General features: G+C 69.3%; 16 protein-coding genes. 15 read left to right on the forward strand and 1 reads right to left on the reverse strand.

What is annotated here, in order from left to right; genetic code table 11:
* Positions 1-107: 107 nt before the first annotated feature.
* From ASD38_RS04940 to pflA, 11 genes are all read left to right on the forward strand, one after another.
* Positions 108-1,241 (forward strand): HlyD family secretion protein, encoded by a 1,134-nt coding sequence (locus ASD38_RS04940; RefSeq protein WP_082560666.1) that lies wholly within the window; start codon positions 108-110, stop codon positions 1,239-1,241.
* The gene (gene rbbA / locus ASD38_RS04945; RefSeq protein WP_056458064.1) at positions 1,238-3,982 is read left to right on the forward strand and encodes a ribosome-associated ATPase/putative transporter RbbA; all 2,745 of its coding nucleotides are present in this window, start codon (positions 1,238-1,240) and stop codon (positions 3,980-3,982) included. Before ASD38_RS04940 ends, rbbA begins: the two co-directional genes overlap by 4 nt.
* 5 nt (positions 3,983-3,987) lie before the next feature.
* Entirely contained in the window at positions 3,988-5,115 is a 1,128-nt protein-coding gene (locus ASD38_RS04950) for an ABC transporter permease (protein ID WP_056435097.1), read from the forward strand.
* Positions 5,116-5,131: 16 nt separating this feature from the next.
* The gene (locus ASD38_RS04955) at positions 5,132-6,583 is read left to right on the forward strand and encodes an efflux transporter outer membrane subunit (RefSeq protein WP_056458067.1); all 1,452 of its coding nucleotides are present in this window, start codon (positions 5,132-5,134) and stop codon (positions 6,581-6,583) included.
* A 1-nt stretch (position 6,584) separates the two neighbouring features.
* On the forward strand, positions 6,585-6,890 hold the full coding sequence (locus tag ASD38_RS04960; RefSeq protein WP_056458068.1) for a hypothetical protein: 306 nt from the start codon (positions 6,585-6,587) through the stop codon (positions 6,888-6,890).
* On the forward strand, positions 6,883-7,869 hold the full coding sequence (locus ASD38_RS04965; RefSeq protein ID WP_056458072.1) for a phosphate acetyltransferase: 987 nt from the start codon (positions 6,883-6,885) through the stop codon (positions 7,867-7,869). Before ASD38_RS04960 ends, ASD38_RS04965 begins: the two co-directional genes overlap by 8 nt.
* 16 nt (positions 7,870-7,885) lie before the next feature.
* Entirely contained in the window at positions 7,886-9,082 is a 1,197-nt protein-coding gene (locus ASD38_RS04970; protein ID WP_056458075.1) for an acetate/propionate family kinase, read from the forward strand.
* Positions 9,083-9,226: 144 nt separating this feature from the next.
* Positions 9,227-10,825 (forward strand): L-serine ammonia-lyase, encoded by a 1,599-nt coding sequence (locus tag ASD38_RS04975; protein ID WP_056435086.1) that lies wholly within the window; start codon positions 9,227-9,229, stop codon positions 10,823-10,825.
* 7 nt (positions 10,826-10,832) lie between these two features.
* On the forward strand, positions 10,833-12,107 hold the full coding sequence (locus ASD38_RS04980) for an MFS transporter (protein WP_056435085.1): 1,275 nt from the start codon (positions 10,833-10,835) through the stop codon (positions 12,105-12,107).
* 21 nt (positions 12,108-12,128) lie between these two features.
* Positions 12,129-14,387: a formate C-acetyltransferase gene (gene pflB, locus ASD38_RS04985; protein ID WP_056458078.1), complete on the forward strand. Its 2,259-nt coding sequence runs from the start codon at positions 12,129-12,131 to the stop codon at positions 14,385-14,387.
* 1 nt (position 14,388) lies between these two features.
* Positions 14,389-15,249, forward strand: a complete 861-nt coding sequence (gene pflA / locus ASD38_RS04990; RefSeq protein ID WP_200945988.1) for a pyruvate formate-lyase-activating protein — start codon at positions 14,389-14,391, stop codon at positions 15,247-15,249.
* Between the two features lie 9 nt (positions 15,250-15,258).
* On the opposite strand, the gene ASD38_RS04995 is transcribed toward pflA, so the two are convergent.
* A complete protein-coding gene (locus ASD38_RS04995) occupies positions 15,259-15,636 on the reverse strand; it encodes a hypothetical protein (protein WP_056458081.1) in 378 nt (125 codons plus the stop codon).
* Between the two features lie 339 nt (positions 15,637-15,975).
* On the opposite strand from ASD38_RS04995, the gene ASD38_RS05000 reads away from it, so the two are divergent.
* The 4 genes from ASD38_RS05000 to ASD38_RS05015 all read left to right on the forward strand — a co-directional run bounded on the left by ASD38_RS05000 (position 15,976) and on the right by ASD38_RS05015 (position 19,762).
* Entirely contained in the window at positions 15,976-16,611 is a 636-nt protein-coding gene (locus ASD38_RS05000; protein ID WP_056435079.1) for a response regulator, read from the forward strand.
* An 84-nt stretch (positions 16,612-16,695) separates the two neighbouring features.
* Positions 16,696-18,060 (forward strand): DUF1254 domain-containing protein, encoded by a 1,365-nt coding sequence (locus ASD38_RS05005; protein ID WP_056435077.1) that lies wholly within the window; start codon positions 16,696-16,698, stop codon positions 18,058-18,060.
* Positions 18,057-18,878 carry a DUF2092 domain-containing protein gene (locus ASD38_RS05010; RefSeq protein WP_156390566.1) on the forward strand — a complete coding sequence of 274 codons (822 nt, stop codon included), beginning with the start codon at positions 18,057-18,059 and terminating at the stop codon, positions 18,876-18,878. The genes ASD38_RS05005 and ASD38_RS05010 overlap by 4 nt, the downstream gene beginning before the upstream one ends.
* Entirely contained in the window at positions 18,875-19,762 is an 888-nt protein-coding gene (locus tag ASD38_RS05015) for a hypothetical protein (RefSeq protein WP_156390567.1), read from the forward strand. The genes ASD38_RS05010 and ASD38_RS05015 overlap by 4 nt, the downstream gene beginning before the upstream one ends.
* Positions 19,763-19,799: the final 37 nt, after the last annotated feature.

Genomic DNA, 19,799 nt, shown 5'->3' on the forward strand with positions numbered 1-19,799 from the left:
CCGGCCCGGCGCCCGGTGGATGACGAAGGGGGTTGGGTAGTTCACCGGATATCGCCTCCCGGGAGCGGAGGCATAGCCTCGCTGAGATCTTCGGCGAGGTTGAAGCAATGTCCGAACCGGCTGCGGTCAGTCGCCCCACTGGAAACACGACTGGGAACACCAAGCCCAATACGCCCCCGCCCGTCCCACCGAAGGGACCGGCCCCCCGGCCGAAGTCGCGGCGTCCGCTGCTGATCGGCGTGGCGGCGGTGGTGGTGATCGGCGCCGGAGTCTGGGCCTATATCTACCTGACGCGGCCGGACCTGCCGCCGGGCTTCGCCGGAGGCAACGGCCGGCTGGAGGCCAACGAGGTCTATGTCGCCAGCAAGTATTCCGGCCGGGTCAAGGACGTGTTGGTCGACGAGGGCGACACCGTCGAGATCGGTCAGGTGGTCGCCCGAATGGACACCTCGGCCCTCGAGGCCCAACTGCGCCAGGCCGAGGCCGAGATCGCCGCCGCCGAGGACGCCCGCCGCGTCGCGGTCGCCCAGCTGGCGGTGCGGCGCGCCGAGTACAACTTCGCCGCCTTGCAGAACACCCGCTCCAGGCAACTGGTCAAGAGCGGCGCGGTCAGCAGCCGCGAAGCCGAGACCGACACCGCCAGCATGCTCTCGGGTCAGGCTGAACTGACCGGCGCCCAGGCCCAGGTGGTGCAGGCCAGCTCGACGATCGACGCGGCGCGGGCCACGGCCGACCGGCTGCGGGCCGAGATCGCCGACGCGGTGCTGATCGCCCCGATCCGCGGGCGGGTCGAAACCCGCCTGGCCGAGCCCGGCGAGGTGCTGCCCGCGGGCGGACGGGCCTTGTCGCTGCTCGATCTGGCCGACGTCTACATGTACATCTTCCTGCCCGAGAAGGTCACCGGCAAGGTCCGCCTGGGCTCGGAGGCGCGCATCGTGCTCGACGCCGCCCAGCAGTATCCCATCCGGGCCGTCGTCTCCTATGTGTCGCCCGCCGCGCAGTTCACGCCCAAGACGGTGGAGACGGCCGAGGAGCGCCACAACCTGACCTTCCGGGTCAAGCTGCAGGTGCCCAAGGAGCGGCTGCGCCAGTACGAGCCGCTGGTGAAGTCGGGCCTGCCCGGCATGGGCTATGTGCGTTACGATGAAAAAGCTCCCTGGCCCGAACGGATCCAGGGAACCGCCGTGCCGCCGACCAACCTCTGGCAAAGCACGGGCGCGGCGCCGGCGGGCCAGAAATGAACGCCGCGGTTCTGGAACACGTCGCCAGCATCCGGAATCTCACTCACAAGTACGGCAAGGTGACGTCGCTGGACGGGGTCAGCCTCGACATCCCGGCCCAGAAGACCATCGGCCTGATCGGTCCGGACGGCGTGGGCAAGTCGACCCTGCTGGCGATCCTGGCCGGGGTTCGCAAGATGCAGTCCGGCGAGGTCGAGGTGCTGGGCGGCGACATCGACGACGCGCACTTCCGCAACAGCGTCGCGGCGCGGATCGCCTACCTGCCCCAGGGCCTGGGCAAGAATCTCTATCCGACCCTGTCCATCTACGAGAACATCGACTTCTTCGGCCGCCTGTTCGGCCAGTCCGCCGAGGAGCGGGCCTGGCGGATCGACGATCTGCTGTGGAGCACCGACCTGACCTCGTTCCGCGACCGGCCGGCGGGCAAGCTGTCGGGCGGGATGAAGCAGAAGCTGGGTCTGTGCTGCTCACTGATCCACGACCCCGACCTGCTGATCCTGGACGAGCCGACGACGGGGGTCGATCCCCTGGCGCGCCGCCAGTTCTGGGAGCTGATCGAACGCATCCGCGGCCGCCGTCCGCAGATGAGCGTCATGGTGGCCACCGCCTATATGGACGAGGCCGAGGGTTTCGAATGGCTGGTGGCGATGAACGCCGGCCAGGTGATGGCCACCGGCACGGCCGAGGAGCTGCGCCAGCAGACCGGCCAGGACACCCTGGAGCGGGCCTTCGTCCGCCTGCTGCCCGAGGAACAGACGCGCGGCCACAAGGAGCCGGTGATCACCCCGTGGGTGTCCTCCGAAGGCCCGCCGGCCATCGAGTCTCACGGCCTGACCCAGAAGTTCGGGACCTTCACCGCCGTCGATCACGTCAATTTCCGCATCGAGCAGGGCGAGATCTTCGGATTCCTCGGCTCCAACGGCTGCGGCAAGACCACGACCATGAAGATGCTGACCGGCCTGTTGCCGCCCAGCGAGGGCGAGGCCCTGCTGTTCGGCAAGCCGGTGAAGGGCGGCGACATCGAGTCCCGCCGCCGCGTCGGCTTCATGTCGCAGGCCTTCTCGCTCTACACCGAGCTGACCGTGCGGCAGAACCTGATGCTGCACGCCCACCTGTTCGACCTGCCGCCGGACAAGGGCGAGGCGCGGGTGGCCGAACTGATCGACGACTTCGGGCTGGAGGACGTGGCCGACACCCTGGCCGAGAGCCTGCCGCTGGGCATCCGCCAGCGCCTGTCCCTGGCGGTGGCGGTGCTGCACGAACCAGAGGTGCTGATCCTCGACGAGCCGACGTCCGGCGTCGATCCGGTCGCCCGCGACGGCTTCTGGGAGCTGCTGATCCGCCTGTCGCGCGAGCGCGGCGTGACCATCTTCCTGTCGACCCACTTCATGAACGAGGCCGAACGCTGCGACCGCATGTCGATGATGCACCGGGGCAAGGTGCTGGCCCAGGGTCGGCCCGCCGACCTGGTCGCCGAACGGGGCGCGCCCAATCTGGAAGCGGCGTTCATCGGCTATCTGGAGGAGGCCGCCGAGGATCTGGGCGGCGCGGCCGACGCCTCGGCCGGGCCGACCTCGGAGCCGCCGGCGGACCTTGGCCATTCGGTCCCGCCCAAGGGCTTCAGCGTCGGCCGGGTCTGGGCCTTCGCCCGCCGCGAGGCGATCGAGCTGCAGCATGACGCGGTGCGGCTGATCTTCGCCGTCGCTGGGCCGATCCTGCTGATGATCGTGTTCGGCTACGGCATCTCGCTGGATGTCGACAAGCTGGCCTTCTCGGTGCTCGACTACGACAACACCCCGGCCAGCCGGGCCTATGCGGACACCTATCGCGGCTCGGTCTATTTCGACGAGAAGGCGCCGCTCTACAGTTACGCCGAGCGCGACCGGCGGCTGCGCAACGGCGAGCTGCGCTTCGCCCTGGAGATCCCCTCGGGCTTCCAGCGCGACGTCCAGCAGGGACGCCAGCCGACCGTGCAGGCCCAGATCGACGCCGCCGTGCCGTTCCGCGCCGAGACCACGCGCGGCTACATCGAGGCCGCGCACAAGGCCCACGACGCCGAGGTGCGCAAGGACCGGGGCCTGCCCGCCGCCCAGAGCGCGGTGAAGATCAACGCCCGCGCCCTCTACAACCAGGCCTTCCTGAGCGTCTACGCCATGGTGCCCGGCGACATCATGCTGCTGATCATGCTTATCCCCAGCATGCTGACGGCCCTGGCCGTGGTGCGCGAGAAGGAGCTCGGCTCGATCGCCAACTTCTACGCCGCCCCCGCCAGCCGGACCGAATTCCTGCTGGGCAAGCAACTGCCCTATGTGGCGGTCTCGCTGGTCCAGTTCATCACGCTGGTGGGGCTGGCGGTCTTCCTGTTCGGGGTGCCGATCAAGGGCAGCATCGCCGTCCTGGCGCTGGGCGGCCTGCTCTATGTGCTGGCCAGCACCGGCTTTGGCCTGCTGATCTCGGTCTTCGCCGCCACCCAGACCGCCGCCATCTTCGCGGCCGCCATCATCACCATCCTGCCGGCGGTGCAGTTCTCGGGCATGTTCGTGCCGGTCTCGTCGCTGACCGGCGGGGCGGCCATCGCGGCCAAGATCTTCCCCTCGACCTATTTCCAGGCCGTCAGCGTCGGCACGTTCACCAAGGCCCTGGGCTTCGCCGCGCTCTGGCCCAACGTCCTGGCGCTGGGACTGATCGCCCTGATCTATTTCGGGCTGTCGGTTCTCCTCCTGAAGAAGCAGGAGGCCTGAGCGCCATGCGCAGCGTGGGTCACATCTTCCAGCTCGGCCTGAAAGAGCTGCTCAGCCTGGCGCGGGACCCGGTGCTGCTGTTCCTGATCGGCTACGTGTTCACCTTCTCGGTCTACACGCCGGCCAAGAGCGCGGTGATGGACGTGATCAACGCCTCGATCGCCATCGTCAACGAGGACGACTCCAAGACCTCGCGGCTGATCGGCGACGCCATGCTGCCGCCGCTGTTCCTGCCCGCCCAGGAGATCGGCTTCGGCGACATCAACCGCGTCATGGACCGCGGGCAATACACCTTCGTCGTCGACATCCCGCCCAACTTCGAGGCCGACATCGTCGCCAACAACCCGCCCACCGTCCAGGTGGTGACCGACGCCACCGCCATGAGCCAGGCGGGCCGGGGACCGTCCTACATCCAGCAGATCATCGAGGGGGCGGTGCAGAACCTGTGGCCCGGCCGCACCGATCCGGCCAACCAGCCGCTAGTCGGCCTGGAGACCCGGGCCCGCTTCAATCCCAACATGCAGCAAAGCTGGTTCGTCGCGGTCAACCAGGTGATCAACAACATCTCGGTGCTGGCCATCTTCCTGACCGGGGCGGCGGTTCTGCGCGAGCGCGAGCACGGCAATATCGAACACCTGCTGGTCATGCCGCTGCGGCCCTTCGAGCTGATGTTCGCCAAGATCTGGGCCAACGGCATGGTCGTGGTCCTGGCCGCCATGGCCTCGCTGTTCCTGGTCGTGAAGGGCGCGATCGGCGTGCCCATCGCCGGCTCGATCTCGCTCTTCGCCCTGGGCCTGTGCGTCTATCTGTTCTCGGTCACGGCGCTGGGCATCATGCTGGCGACGATTGTCAATTCGATGCCGCAGTTCGGGTTGCTGGCCTTCCCGGTCTTCATTGTCATGAGCCTGCTCTCGGGCGGACAGACGCCGCTCGAGAGCATGCCGGTGCTGCTGCAGAACATCATGCAGTTCGTGCCCTCGACCCATTTCGTCAGCTTCTCGCAGGCGGTGCTGTTTCGCGACGCGACGCCGGCGATGGTCTGGCCGGCGCTGCTGAAGATGTTCCTGATCGGCGGCGCCTACAGCATCTACACCCTGTCGCGGTTCAGAAAAATGCTGGCCGCGGTCAAGTGAGAAGGGTCTTCCCAAGATGAGCCCGCTCCGCAAAAGCGCAACCTTCGCCCTCGTCGCCGGCCTCCTGGCGACGACTGGATGCAAGACCGTGGGGCCCGACTATGTCCGGCCCGAGGTCAGCCTGCCGCCCGCCTATCGCGACGCGCCGGCCCAGACCTCCGCCTCGGTGGCCGATCTGCCGTGGTGGGCGGTGTTCGACGATCCCACCCTGCAGGGGCTGATCAGCCAGACCCTGGCCAACAACCTGGATCTGCAGGTCTCGGTCGCCCGCATCGCCCAGGCCCGGGCCCTGGTGGGCGTCTCGGCCTCCCAGAGCAAGCCGCAGGTGGGTTACCGCGGCAATGTCGGCGCGGAGTCCAGCTTCTCGCCGGACGACAACGGCGGGCCCGACACCGTCGGCCTGGGCAGCCTGGGCGCCGCCCTCGACTTCTCCTGGGAGTTCGACCTGTGGGGTCGGATCAAGCGCTCGAACGAGGCCGCCCAGGCCAGCCTGCTGCAACAGGAGGAGGTCCGGCGCGGGATCCTGCTGACCCTGACCAGCGACGTGGCGGAAGGCTATTTCCGCCTGCTGGAGCTGGACCGCGAGATCGCCATCGCCCAGGAGAGCACGCGGGTCTACGGCGCCACTTTCGACATCTTCAACCAGCGTTTCGAGGCGGGCCGCGACAGCCGCCTGCCGGTGGAGCGGACCCGCGCCAACCGCGACGCGTCCGAGGCGCGGATCGAGGAGATCCGCCGGCGGATCGCCGTGCAGGAGAACGCCCTCAGCGTCCTGATGGGCGCCCCGCCCGGACGGATTCCACGCGGCCGGGCGCTGGAGGCCCAGGCCCTGCCCGCCGCGCCGGTGGGCGCGACGACCGATCTTCTGCAGCGCCGTCCCGACATCCGGGCGGCCGAGCAGGGGATGATGCGGGCCAATGCCGAGATGGGCGTGGCGGTGGCCAACAAGTTCCCCAGGCTGGGGCTTTCGGCTCTGGCCGGCCTGCTCGGCGCCGACGTCAACGGCGACAGCGGGGTCTTCGGCGTCGGCTCGGTGGGTCTTGGCCTGGCGGGCCCAATCTTCACCGGCGGCCGGCTGGAGGAGATCTACAACAACCGCAAGGCCTATTGGGACGAGACCGTCGCCCAGTATCGCCGGACCGCCCTGGTCGCCCTGGGCGAGACGGCCGACGCCCTGGCCGCCCAGACGACGCTCAGCGCCCGCCGCGCGGCGCTGGAGCGCCAGGTGGTCTCGCTGCGCCGGTCGGTCGACCTGGCCCAGATCCGCTACGACACCGGCCGCGCCGGCTATTTCGAGGTCCTGGAGGCCCAGCAGCAGCTGTTCCCGGCCGAGGACGCCCTGGCCCAGACCCAGCGCGACCAGCTGATCGCCGTGGTCAATCTCTACAAGGCCCTCGGCGGCGGATGGCAGCTGACCGACGACCAATGGACCACGCCACAGAGCGTCGCCGCCGCGGCAGGAGGCTGAGATGTCGCGCGCCGCCGCCGCCGAGCTGGCCCAGGCGGCCGCCCGCGCGGAGCGCCGCTCGCGCGCCGAGGTCAAGGCCCTGATCACCGAGCGGTTCCTGCCGCTGGGTCTGGACGAGGAACGGGCGGTGGCGGCCATTCCGCGACTTCCGCCCGCCGCCTTCGAGGAACGGCATGCTATCCTCGAGACGTTGCACGCGGTGATCGACGCGCCCGGTCCTCTGTCGCCGGAGGCGCGGATCCGGCTCTCGCGCATCAACGCCCTGTTCGACGCCCCCAAGACCGCCCAGGAGACCGCTCGTGCCTGATTCACTCGAAGCCCAGAAGGCCGAAGCCGGCGGCGGCCGCAAGCATGAGAAATTCGAGCGCCTGCTGGCCCGCGCCCAGCGGCATCCGCCCCTGGTCACCGCCGTGGTCCATCCCTGCGACCATGCCTCGCTGGACAGCGTGGTCGAGGCGGCGCGGCTGAAGCTGATCGCGCCGATCCTGGTGGGCCCCGCCGCGCGCATCAGGGATGTGGCCGCGGCCGGCAAGCTGGACATCACGCCGTTCGAGCTGGTCGACTCCGAGCACAGCCACGACAGCGCCGCCAAGGCCGTGGCCCTGGTCCGGGCCGGGCGCGCCGAGGCCCTGATGAAGGGCAGTCTGCATACGGACGAACTGATGGGGGCGGTGGTCGCCCGCGACACCGGGATCCGCACCGCCCGGCGGATCAGCCACTGCTTCATCATGGACGTGCCCGGCCATCCGACGCCGCTGGTGGTGACCGACGCGGCGGTGAACATCATCCCGACGCTCAAGGACAAGATCGACATCGTCCAGAACGCCATCGACATGACCCACATCCTGATCCAGCAGGAAGGCGACGGGCTGGTGCGGGTGGCGATCCTCAGCGCCATGGAGACGGTCAATCCCGACGTCCCGTCGACCCTGGAGGCGGCGGCCCTGTGCAAGATGGCCGATCGCGGCCAGATCAAGGGCGCCCTGCTCGAGGGCCCGCTGGCGCTGGACAACGCCATCAGCCCCGAAGCGGCCGCCATCAAGGGCATCGTCTCGCCGGTGGCCGGCCACGCCAACGTGTTGGTGGTGCCGGACCTGGAGGCGGGCAACATGCTGGCCAAGTGCATGTCCTTCCTGGCCGGCGCCGACGCGGCGGGGATCGTGCTGGGCGCGCGGGTGCCGATCATCCTGACCAGCCGCGCCGACGCCAAGCTGACGCGCCTGGCCTCCTGCGCCGTGGCCTCCCTGCTGGGGGCCGCGCGCCGGACCTCGGCCGGCATCGTCTGACGGGAGAAGCCTTTCGATGAGCGCCTGTCTCGCCGTCCTCAACGCCGGCTCGTCGAGCCTGAAGTTCGCCGTCTACGAGGCCGCGCCCGGCGAGCCCTTGCTGTTCAAGGGTCAGCTGGACGGGATCGGCGTGTCGCCGCGCCTGGTGCTGAAGGACGCCGAGGGGCGGCCGCTGGAGGAGCGAACCTGGCCGGCCGAGGGCTTCGACCACGCCGCCGCGACGCACGAGGTGCTCAACACCGTGATCCAGCGGATCGACGGCCGGCCGGTGCTGGGCGTCGGCCATCGGGTGGTGCACGGCGGCCGGACCTACGCCCAGCCGGTGCGGATCGACGCCTCGGTGATCGCCGCCCTGCGTGAACTGGAGCCCCTGGCGCCCTTGCACCAGCCGCACAACCTGGCCCCGATCGAGGCGATCGCGCAGGGGGCGCCCCACATCGCCCAAGTCGCCTGTTTCGACACCGCCTTCCACCGCGGCCAGCCGCCGATGGCCCAGATGTTCGCCCTGCCGCGCCGGTTCCACGAGGCGGGCGTCCAGCGCTACGGCTTTCACGGCCTGTCCTACGAATTCGTCGCGTCGCGCCTGCGCGAGCTGGCGCCTGAACTGGCCTCGGGCCGGGTGATCGTCGCCCATCTGGGCAACGGCGCCAGCCTGTGCGCGATCCAGGACGGGCGCAGCATGGCCAGCACCATGGGCTTCACCGCCGTGGACGGGCTGATGATGGGCACGCGGTCGGGAAGTCTCGACCCCGGCGTGCTGATCCACCTGATGGACGCCTACGGCATGGACGCGCGGGCCTTGGAGGATCTGGTCTACAAGCGCTCGGGCCTGCTGGGCGTCTCCGGCGTCTCGTCCGACATGCGCGCGCTCAGGTCTTCGCCCGACCCCCACGCGGCGGAGGCCGTCGGCCTGTTCCTCTATCGCGTGGTGCGCGAGATCGGCTCGATGGCCGCCGCCCTGGGCGGGATCGACGGGCTCGTGTTCACCGGCGGCATCGGCGAGAACGACGCCCAGGCGCGCGAGGACATCGTCCGAAGCTGCCGCTGGCTGGGGTTGGAGCTGGACGAGGCCGCCAACCGCCCCGGGGGCGCGGCGCGCCGGATCAGCCGCGACGGCTCGGCGGCGGCCGCCTGGGTGGTGCCGACCGACGAGGAGCGGATGATCGCCCGCCACACCGCGTCGCTGCTGAGCACGGCGCCGGCGTCGGCCTGACACCCCGTACGCATCGCTCCCGAGGGTTCGCCAAGGGCGATCTCGGGTCTTACCCGGATGGCATGGCCGCAAGCGCGGCCGGACACTGCCGCCGCACAAGACCAAGGACGGGCGCCTTCGACGCCCCCTGCGAAAGGGAAGACGATGGACAGGATGGCGGAGGGGGCGATCGTCCCCGAACTCGACATGCGCGAACCCCCGGCCGGATCGGACCGCCGCGCCTTCATGATGCGCAGCGCCATGGCGCTGTCGATCGGCGCCCTGACCGGCTGCAAGCCCAAGGACGTGTCCAACATCCCGGCTCAGTCGCCCGGCGCCAAGGGCGGCGCGCAGGCTCAGCTGGACCCCAATCTGAATGTGGTCAAGAAGTCCAAGGGCCCGGTGATGACCACGGCCGAGGAGTTCTACAAGGTCGGGCCCGGCCCGTCCTCGTCCCACACCATCGGCCCGATGCGGATCACCTACGACTTCTACAAGCGCGCCATCAAGCTGCCGGCCGAGCAACTGGCCACGGCCACCGCCCTGAAGGTCAACCTGTTCGGCAGCCTCAGCGCCACGGGCAAGGGCCACGGCACCGAGCGGGCCTCGCTGGCCGGGCTGATCGGCATGGAGCCGGCGACGGTCGATCCGGCCTTCCTCGACGGCCTGGCGGCCAATCCCAACCAGACCTTCCCGGTGACGCTGGGCGCCAAGACCATCAACGTGTCGCTGAAGGACGTCATCTATGACGCCACGAAGGGCGATTTCCACCACCCCAACACCATGACCTGCAAGCTGCTGGCCGGCGACAAGGTGCTGCTGGAGCAGGAATATTATTCGGTCGGCGGCGGTTTCATCGAATGGAAGGGCTATACGCCGCCCAAGAAGAACCCGCCGAAATACCCCTATGCCCGGATCAGCGAGGCCCTGGCCCACTGCAAGCGCGATAACATCTCGCTGGCCCAGCTGGCCATGGCCAACGAGGTGGCCATCACCGGCAACAGCGAGGCCGAGGTCAACGCCTTCCTCGACAAGATCCTGGGGGCCATGGACGCCACGGTGAAGACCGGTCTGGCCGCCCCGACCTCGACCCTGCCCGGACCGATCAAGCTGAAGACCAAGGCCCACGACGTCTATGTCAGCGCCCAGGGCCAGGAAGGCACCGCGCGGCGGGCCATCGCCCTGGTCTCGGCCTACGCCCTGGCCGGCTCGGAGGAGAACGCCCGCGGCCACCTGGTCATCACCGCCCCGACCGGCGGCTCGGCCGGGGTCCTGCCGGCCGTGATCTACTCGCTGGGTCCGGCGGGGGCCAAGATGTCCAAGGACAAGCTGCGCGAGGCCCTGCTGGCCGGCCTGGTCATCGGCTATCTGTGCAAGCACAACGCCACGCTGGCGGCGGCCGAAGGCGGCTGCCAGGCCGAGATCGGCGTGGCCTCGGCCATGGGCGCGGCGGCCATCGCCCAGGCCTATGGCGACCCGCCCCAGGTGGCGGCCAACGCCGCCGAGGGGGCGCTGGAGCACCATCTGGGCATGACCTGCGACCCGCTGGCGGGCTTCGTCCAGGTGCCCTGCATCGAGCGCTGCGCCTTCGGGGCGGTCAAGGCCTGGACCGGCTACCTGATCGCCACCAACGAAGTGCCGGTCAACCGCCGCGTCGACTTCGACAGCACCGTGGACGCCATGGCCCTGACCGCCAAGGAGATGAACCCCAAGTACAAGGAGACCTCCGAAGGCGGTCTCGCCGTCTCCGTCACCCTCTGCTGAGGCGGCGATGGCGCGACGGATCGCCAGTTCGGGCGGCGTGGGCGGCGTGATCGTCGTCGCCTGGCTGGCGGCCTCGATCTTCTATTTCTACCAGTACATCCTGCGCTCGGCGCCGGCGGTGATGATGCCGCAGCTGTCCGACGCCCTGGGCCTGTCGACGGCGGGGCTCGCCACGCTGGTGGGCCTCTTCTACTACGGCTACGCGCCGTTCAGCCTGGTGGCCGGCGTGGCCATGGACCAGCTGGGCGCGCGCCGCGTGGTCCCGCTGGGCTGCGCGATCGTGGCGGTGGGCGCTCTGCTGTTCGCCACCGGCGACAGCAACCTGGCGGCGGTCGGACGGCTGCTGCAGGGGGTGGGCGGGGTCTTCGCCCTGATCGGCGCGGCCTATATCGCCACCACCAACTTCCCCGCCTCGCGCGCGGCGACCCTGATCGGCGTGACCCAGATGTTCGGCATGGCCGGCGGCTCGGCGGGTCAGTTCCTGGTGGGGCCGGCGATCGCCGGCGGCGTCCATTGGAGCTGGTTCTGGACGGCGATGGGCGCGGCGGGCGCGGCCATCGCCGTCGTGCTGTTCCTGGTGATGCCGCCCGGCCGCAAGTCCGGCAACCGCGACTGGGTCGGGGCGGCGGCCTCGGCCCTCTGGGCGGTGGCGTCCAACCCGCAGTCGATCCTGTGCGGCCTGATCTCCGGCCTGTTCTTCATCCCGACCACCATCTTCGACATGGTCTGGGGCGTGCGCTTCCTGCAGGAGGCGCACGACATGCCCTACGGCATGGCGGTCCTGCGCTCGGCCTCGGTGCCGTTCGGCTGGATCATCGGCTGCCCGCTGGTCGGCATGCTCTCGGACCGGATGGGACGCCGCAAGCCGGTGATCGTCGGTTCGGGCCTGCTGCTGGCCGCCTGCCTGGCGATGATCCTCTACGGACCCGCGGGCGTCTTCCCGCCCTTCGTGCTGGGGCTGGCCACGGGCATCGCCTCGGGCGCGGCCATGCTGCCCTACACGGTGATCAAGGAAGCCAATCGCCCCGAGCACAGCGGCACCGCCACGGGGGTGGTCAACTTCATCAACTTCTCGTTCTCGGCCCTGCTGGGGCCGGTGTTCGGCGGCCTGTTGCTCAAGGCCTCGGGCGGCGGTTCGCGACAGCTGGAACACTATCAGGCGGCCTTCTCGCCGCTGCTCTACGGCGTCGCCCTGGCGGTGCTGCTGGCCCTGCTTCTGAAGGAGACCGGGACCAGGGTCCGATCCGCGACGCCGCCGCCCGTCATTCCAAGCCACGCCTGATCCAGTTCCCCGGAGGAGCGCATGACCGAGTCCCGTTTGAAGCCCTCTCCCGCGACGACCGAACAGAAGCTGCCGCCCTTCGCGCCGGGCCTGTGGTCCCGCGAGATCGACGTGCGGGACTTCATCCAGCAGCACGTCACGCCCTACCATGGCGACGAAGCCTTCCTGGCGGGGCCGACCGAGCGCACCAACGCCCTCTGGGCCCATCTGCAGCTGCTGTTCGCCAAGGAGCGCGAGAAGGGCGTCCTCGATATCTCGCAGATCCCGAGCACGATCGTCGCCCATGACGCCGGCTATATCGACAAGGACCTGGAGGTCATCGTCGGCCTCCAGACCGAGGCGCCGCTGAAGCGGGCGATCATGCCCAACGGCGGCTTCCGCATGGTGCTGACCTCGCTGAAGACCTACGGCTACAAGCCGGACCCGGCGGTGGTCGAGACCTTCACCAAGTATCGCAAGACCCATAACGAGGGGGTGTTCGACGCCTATACCGACGCCGTCCGGCGCTGCCGGTCCTCGCACATCCTGACCGGCCTGCCGGACGCCTACGGGCGCGGGCGGATCATCGGCGACTACCGGCGCGTGGCGCTGTACGGCGTCGACCGGCTGATCGCGGCCAAGAAGGCGGAGAAGGCCGGCCTCGACGCCGCCTGGTCCACCGACGAGATCATCCGCGACCGCGAGGAGCTGTCGGAGCAGATCCGCGCCCTGGGCGAACTGAAGGTGATGGCGGCCAAGTACGGCTATGACATCTCCGGCCCGGCGACCACGGCCCGCGAAGCGGTGCAGTGGCTCTATTTCGGCTATCTGGCCGGGGTGAAGGAGCAGAACGGCGCGGCCATGTCGCTGGGCCGCACCTCGACCTTTCTCGACATCTATTTCGAGCGCGACCTGGCGTCCGGCGCCCTGACCGAAAGCCAGGCCCAGGAGATCGTCGACGACTTCGTGATCAAGTTGCGGATCGTCCGCTTCCTGCGCACGCCGGAGTATGACGACCTGTTTTCGGGCGATCCCACCTGGGTGACCGAGTCGATCGGCGGCCTGGGCGACGACGGGCGGTCGCTGGTCACCAAGACCAGCTTCCGCTTCCTGCAGACCCTCTACAACCTGGGTCCGGCGCCCGAGCCCAACCTGACCATCTGGTACTCGCCGCGCCTGCCCGAGGGGTTCCGCCGCTTCACCGCCAAGGTGGCGATCGACACCAGCTCGATCCAGTTCGAGAGCGACGAGATCATGCGTCGCGAGTGGGGCGACGACGGAGCCATCGCCTGCTGCGTCTCGCCCATGCGCATGGGCCGCCAGATGCAGTTCTTCGGCGCGCGCGCCAACCTCGCCAAGTGCCTGCTCTACGCGATCAACGGCGGTCGCGACGAGGTCAGCGGCGAGCAGATCGGCCCGCCCTTCGAGCCGGTCCAGGGCGACTATCTCGACTTCGACGACGTCCTGGACCGCTACGAGCGGATGATGGACTGGCTGGCCGAGACCTATGTCAGCGCCATGAACGTCATCCACTACATGCATGACAAATACGCCTACGAGCGGATCGAGATGGCGCTGCACGACTATGCGCCGTTCAGGACCATGGCGTTCGGCGTGGCCGGCATGTCGGTGGTCTCCGACAGCCTTTCGGCGATCAAGTACGCCAAGGTGAAGGTCGTCCGCGACGAGACCGGCCTGGTCGTCGACTATGTGACCGAGGGCGCGTTCCCGGTGTTCGGCAACAACGACAACCGCGTGGACCACCTGGCGGCCTGGCTGATCAGCACCTTCATGGAGAAGCTGCGCAAGCATCCGACCTACCGCAACGCCAAGCACACCCAGTCGGTGCTGACCATCACCTCGAACGTGGTCTACGGCCGGGCGACCGGCAACACGCCCGACGGACGGCGCCTGGGCGAGCCCTTCGCGCCGGGGGCCAATCCGATGCATGGGCGCGACAGCCACGGCATCCACGCCTCGGCCGCCTCGGTGGCCAAGATCCCCTATCGCGACGCCGAGGACGGCATCTCCCTGACCACCAGCATCGTGCCCGCCGGTCTGGGCCGGACGCGCGACGACCAGATCACCAATCTGACGGCGATCCTCGACGCCTTCTTCGGATCGACCGGCTACCACATGAACGTCAACGTCCTGAACCGCGACACGCTGATCGACGCCATGGACCATCCCGAGAAGTATCCCAGCCTGACGATCCGGGTCTCGGGCTACGCCGTGAACTTCGTCAGGCTGACGCGCGAGCAGCAGCTGGACGTCATCAACCGCACCTTCCATGGAACCTGACATGACAGCGCCCGGCGATGCGGTCGGCCAGGACGGCGCGCCCGCCCTGGAGGCCAAGAACGAGTTCGAGTTGCGGGTCGGCCTCAGCCGGAACGTGCCGGAGATGACCATCCGCACGGGCCTGGCCACGGGCGAGATCGGCTTCCTGCACTCGTTCACCACCGGTTCGGCGGTGGACGGGCCGGGGATCCGGTTGGTGGCCTGGACAGCCGGCTGCATGTTCCGCTGCCGGTTCTGCCACAACCCCGACACCTGGACGATGACCAACGGCCTGCCGGTGCCGTTCGAGCGGGCCGTGGAGGAGCTCAGGACCTACGCCCACGGCCTGAGGGTGATGGGCGGCGGACTGACCCTGTCCGGCGGCGAGCCGCTGATGCAGGCCCGCTTCGCCGCCCGCCTGTTCGCCGCGGCCAAGGCCATGCGCGTGCACACGGCGATCGAGACCAACGGCTTCTATTCAGACCGCCTGTCCGACGCGGAGCTCCAGGACATCGACCTGGTCCTGCTGGACATGAAGGGCTTCACGCCCGAACAGCACGAGCGGGTCACCGGCGTGCGCGACAATCAACGGGTGCTGGCCTTCGGCGAGCGGCTGGCCAGGCTGCGGCGGCCGATGTGGCTGCGCTTCGTCCTGGTTCCCGGCCTGACGGACATTCCCGAGGAGATGGCCAAGCTGGCCGAATACGCCGCCAGCCTGGGCGTCGTCGAACGGGTCGAGGTGCTGCCTTTCCACCAGATGGGCGCCTACAAGTGGGCCCGGCTGGGAATCGACTATAGCCTGGAAGCGACCCAGCCGCCCTCGGCCGAGCAGGTCGAGGCGGCGGTGAGCATCTTCCGCGCCGCCGGGCTGAACGCCTGTTAGGTCCCGCCCTCAGCCCGGGGTCTGGCCCGGCTTTTCGCGTTCGGCGGCGCAAGGGCCGCTGGTCTTCTTCAGGCCCGAGGCGCCGACCGTCTTCCAGGACCCCTGACCGCTGGGCCGATCGACGCGGAGCGTCAGGATCAGCGAGGCCGAGGTCATGACGCCCTCGAGCCGGTCGCGATCGGCCGTGCAGCTGAAGACCTCGCACAGATTGGGCCCGAACTGCTTGTCGGCCGGCCGCCATTCCTGCAGCAGGCGGGGCGCGACGCGAAAGGTCCGCACGGCCTGGGTCGTGGGGTCGATCTGGCAGCGCAGGATCCAGGTGTCGCTCTTCGGGGCCTCCGCGGGGCCAGGGGCCAGAAAGGCGATGAGCAGGCCGGCCATGAGCATGGGGAACCTCCGAATTCGGCCCATCATGCGCTCGGCGAACCCGCTCGCCTCTTAGGTGATCGCCTGAGAAGGGTTGGATGTTTAGCCCGATGGCGCCCCCGGCCCTTCGGGTGTCTGCTGGCCCAATCGAAACGAACAGTTGGGCGCTGTTTGGGGCGGGGCAAGTCCCTCGGACGGAGGGGCGAACGATCAAGAAAAACCCTCGTCCTAGTCCAAGGGTTGGCGTTTGGGGGCCTGGTTGCCGAAGGCGACCGCGTAAGCGGACCTGTCCCCTGTCCCGCCGACGGTCGTGCACGGCCATGTCCGGGCTCGACGCGTGTCCACAGGGAGAGGGGCGAAATGCTGCGTATTCTGATTGCCGACGACCACGACATGGTCCGCCGGGGCGTTCGAAACGTCATTGAGGACCATCCGGGCTGGATGGTCTGCGCCGAAGCCTCCGACGGACAGCAGGCCCTGGAGATGGCCCTGCGCGAAAAGCCTGACGTCGCCATTCTGGACGTGTCGCTGCCGATCCTGAACGGCGTCGCCCTGACCCGCCTTCTGCAGAAGGAATGCCCGAAGATCCGCGTCCTGCTGTTCACGATGCACGACGACGACGAGACGGTCAGCAGCGCGCTGGCGGCGGGCGCGCGGGGCTACGTCCTGAAGTCCGACACCGGGACGAACCTGGAGGGCGCGATCTCGGCGCTGCACGTCAACCGGCTCTACTTCTCCTCGCCGGTTTCGGAGCTGCTGCTCTACGCCGCGCTCAACGAGCGCAAGAAGTCCCGGCTGGAAAGCTTCACGACCCGCGAACTCGAGGTCGCCCAGCTGATCGCCGAGGGCAAGGTCAATAAGGAGATCGCCCGACAGCTCAAGATCAGCATCAAGACCGTGGAGAGCCACCGGGCGGCGGGGATGCGCAAGGCCGGCGTGCGGACCGCGGCGGCGTTCGTCCGCTTCGCGATAAAGCACAAAATGATCCAGGCCTAGGTCGGGAACGTGGTCGGCTCCGGGTTCGGCCTGATACCCCCGCTGTCGCGATCCCGGAACACTCCGTGTGTTCGGAGGCCCGCGGTGACCAAGCAGATTTTCAAGCAAAGAGGCCAGAACACGACCCGAGCGGTCGCGGCCAACGTCTTTTCGCTCTGTTTTCCGCTGTTCCTGGTCGATGCGGTGCGGCGCGCCCATCCGATGGCGCTGCAGCAGTTCCACCTGCTGCCGCCGGACGGGGCGGACCTGGCGCCGGGCCTGCTGGAGGACGATCCCTGCATCGTCATCGCCAGCGCCTGGATCGACCTGACCGAAGGGCCCGTGGTGCTGCATCTGCCGCACACCCATGGGCGTCATTTCGACCTCACCCTGATCGACACCGCCGGCGAGCCGTTCGCCAGTCTCGGGACCCGCACCGACAACGACGGGGGCGTCGATGTCGCCGTCGTCGGGCCGCGCTGGAGCGGCGAGACCCCGCACACGCACCTGGCCCGCCGGTCGCCGAGCGACGCCTGCTGGGCGGTCAGCCGCATCCACGCCCATTCGCCGCTCGACCGCCCCGAGGCCTTGGCCATCGCCAAGAACCAGTGCCTCAGCTCGATGGGGCGGCGGCCCGATCTGCATCACACCGACCACGTCACCAGCCTGGAGCCGCCGGCCGTGTCGAGCCTGCGGCAGGTGATCGAGCTGGGCCCGGCCGTGTTCTTCCATCGGCTGGACGCGGTGCTGGACCGCGCGCCGATCAGTTTCGAGCGGTCGATGCGGCCGCTGCTGGACCAGTTCCGCCGCGACCTGGACGGACCGCCGCCGGCCGCCAACTGGTCGCCGGACCTGGCCGAGGCGCTGGAGCTGGGTTTCGCGGACGGCCTGGCGGCGATCCGGGCGGCCACGGCCGCGATTTCCGAAACCCGGGGCGTCGGCTGGCACGCGGTGGCCGTGCCGCAGCACGACGAGTCCGGCGCCTCGCTGGCCCAGGCGGGACGCGCCTATTCCAGCCTGGGGGCCCCCGCGCGCGAGGAGCTGCTGACCCTGGTCTGCGAGCATGACGGCCACGGCCGCCCGCTGCGCGGCGATCGCTGTTCGCGCCTTCGCTTCCCGGCCGACGGTCTGCCGCCGGTGCGCGGCTTCTGGCGCCTCTACACGCGGCCGACCGCCTCGGTGGACAAGCGGCACGGGATCGGCAACCGCAACGACCTGAGCCTCGACGACGACGGCTCGCTGGACCTGATCATCCACGACAGGCCGTTCGGCGGCGGCGACCTGGCCAACTGGCTGCCCGCGCCCCACGGCGAGATGTGTCTGGTCATGCGGCTCTACGCGCCCCGCGCCGCGGCCCTCTCCGGCGTCTGGCGCATGCCGGCGATCGAGATCGTGGATCTGGACGTCGAAGGCCCTAGGTCGCGTTCGGGATCTTCAGAAAGCAAGCCAAACAGGAGGACTCCGTCGTGAGACCACTGCCCCTCGTCGCCTGTTGCGTCCTCAGCGTAGCGGCGGCCGCGACCTTCCCATCCCTAGCGCTGGCCCAGACCGCGCCCGCCGCGTCCACGGCGCCGGCGACCGCCCCCGGCGAGGGCCTCGTGGCCCCCATAGTGGAGCCCGAGGCCCGTCAGGCCCTGGAGCGGATGAGCGCTTATCTGGGCACGCTCAAGACCTTCGAGATCCGGACCCAGACCAGCCTGGACATCGTCACCGAGACCGGACAGCGGGTGCAGATCGACGGCACGGCCCACTACAAGGTGCGCAAGCCCGACGGCTTCGTCATCGAGGTCGTCACCGACCTGAAGAAGCGGACCTTCTTCTACGACGGCGAGAAGTTCACGGTGTTCTCGCCCGAGCACGAGTTCTACTCCACGGTCGAGGCGCCGCCGACCACGCTGAAGGTGCTGGACCTGCTGTGGGATCAATACGGCCTCGCCCTGCCGCTCGAGGACCTGTTCCGCTGGAACGAGCTCAAGAGCCGGCGTCCGGACGAGCTCACGGGCGCCTTCCTGGTGGGACCCGCCACGATCGACGGCGTGCTCACCAACCAGTACGCCTTCCGCCAGGGCGATGTGGACTGGTCGGTGTGGATCGAGCAGGGCGCGCGCCCGCTGCCGCGCAAGCTGATGATCGTCGATCGATCCCAACCCGAGCAGCCCGCCTATGTCGCGCGGCTGACCTGGACCCTGAACCCGACCTTCCCGGCCGACGCCTTCACCTTCCACGCCGGCCCCAAGGCCAAGTCCATCCGTATGAGTACGCTCGATCCCACCGGGAGCACGCCATGAAAGTCCGTATCCCCCACGTGATCGCCATCAGCGCCGGAGTCTTCGCGTCGATGGTCATCTATGTCGACTCCGTCGACGCCCAGCGAGGCGGCGGCCGCGGCGGCGGGGCCCGCGGCGGCGGCATGAGCAGCATGAGCCGGGGCGGCGGCGGCGGCTTCAGCAGCAGCCGCGGCTCCTCGATGGGCGGCAGCCGCTCCAGCTACAACCGCGGCTCGTCGAGCTTCAGCCGTCCGTCGACCCAGCCCAGCCGGCCTTCCACGGGCGGCGGCGGCTTGGGCGGCGGCGCATCCGCCAGTCGTCCCAGCGCCGGTACGGGCGCCGTCGGGGGCGGAGCTGGAGCCGGGGCCGGCGCGCGGCCCTCCGGCGGAGGCCGGGACACGGCCAGCACCCGGCCTTCCGGCGGCAATCGCGGAGACACCGGCAATCGTGGCGACGGAAGCCGGGGGGACGGAAACCGCGGCGATGGAAGCCGCGGCGACCGCGAGCGCAACACCAACATCAACAACAACACCAACATCAACATCGATGACGGCTGGGGCGGCTGGGACGATCACTTCCATCACCCGATCGCGGCCGGGATGGTGATCGGCGCCACCGCCGCCGTCACCGCGGCGGCCCTGAGCCCCTACTATTACGGGGCGGCCTACTATTCGCTGCCGACGGGGTGCGGAGGTTATCCGTACTACGGCTACTCCTACTACCGCTGCGACGGCTACTATCTGGAGCCGCGCTACGAGGGCGACACGATCGTCTACATCACCGTGCCGGATCCCGCCTCGGCGGAGGGGAAGGCGGCCGCCCAGCAGAAGGGCGCGACCTCCACGACGCCGGTCCCCTCCACGCCGCCGGCCGCGCCGGTCCCGACCACGCCGCCCCAGCCGTAAGGGGGAAGCGACCCAAAATTGTCATCCCGGATCTGCG

The sequence above is a fragment of the Caulobacter sp. Root487D2Y genome (genome assembly GCF_001427165.1).
Lineage (GTDB): Bacteria > Pseudomonadota > Alphaproteobacteria > Caulobacterales > Caulobacteraceae > Caulobacter.

Excerpts from the sequence above, each read along its gene's own strand:
- ASD38_RS04960 (WP_056458068.1), top strand. The coding sequence starts at position 6,585 with ATGTCGCGCGCCGCCGCCGCCGAGCTGGCCCAGGCGGCCGCCCGCGCG.
- ASD38_RS04940 (WP_082560666.1), top strand. The coding sequence starts at position 108 with ATGTCCGAACCGGCTGCGGTCAGTCGCCCCACTGGAAACACGACTGGG.
- rbbA (WP_056458064.1), top strand. The coding sequence starts at position 1,238 with ATGAACGCCGCGGTTCTGGAACACGTCGCCAGCATCCGGAATCTCACT.
- ASD38_RS04980 (WP_056435085.1), top strand. The coding sequence starts at position 10,833 with ATGGCGCGACGGATCGCCAGTTCGGGCGGCGTGGGCGGCGTGATCGTC.
- ASD38_RS04950 (WP_056435097.1), top strand. The coding sequence starts at position 3,988 with ATGCGCAGCGTGGGTCACATCTTCCAGCTCGGCCTGAAAGAGCTGCTC.
- ASD38_RS04975 (WP_056435086.1), top strand. The coding sequence starts at position 9,227 with ATGGACAGGATGGCGGAGGGGGCGATCGTCCCCGAACTCGACATGCGC.
- pflA (WP_200945988.1), top strand. The coding sequence starts at position 14,389 with ATGACAGCGCCCGGCGATGCGGTCGGCCAGGACGGCGCGCCCGCCCTG.
- ASD38_RS04955 (WP_056458067.1), top strand. The coding sequence starts at position 5,132 with ATGAGCCCGCTCCGCAAAAGCGCAACCTTCGCCCTCGTCGCCGGCCTC.
- ASD38_RS04970 (WP_056458075.1), top strand. The coding sequence starts at position 7,886 with ATGAGCGCCTGTCTCGCCGTCCTCAACGCCGGCTCGTCGAGCCTGAAG.
- pflB (WP_056458078.1), top strand. The coding sequence starts at position 12,129 with ATGACCGAGTCCCGTTTGAAGCCCTCTCCCGCGACGACCGAACAGAAG.
- ASD38_RS05000 (WP_056435079.1), top strand. The coding sequence starts at position 15,976 with ATGCTGCGTATTCTGATTGCCGACGACCACGACATGGTCCGCCGGGGC.
- ASD38_RS04995 (WP_056458081.1), bottom strand. The coding sequence starts at position 15,636 with ATGCTCATGGCCGGCCTGCTCATCGCCTTTCTGGCCCCTGGCCCCGCG.
- ASD38_RS05015 (WP_156390567.1), top strand. The coding sequence starts at position 18,875 with ATGAAAGTCCGTATCCCCCACGTGATCGCCATCAGCGCCGGAGTCTTC.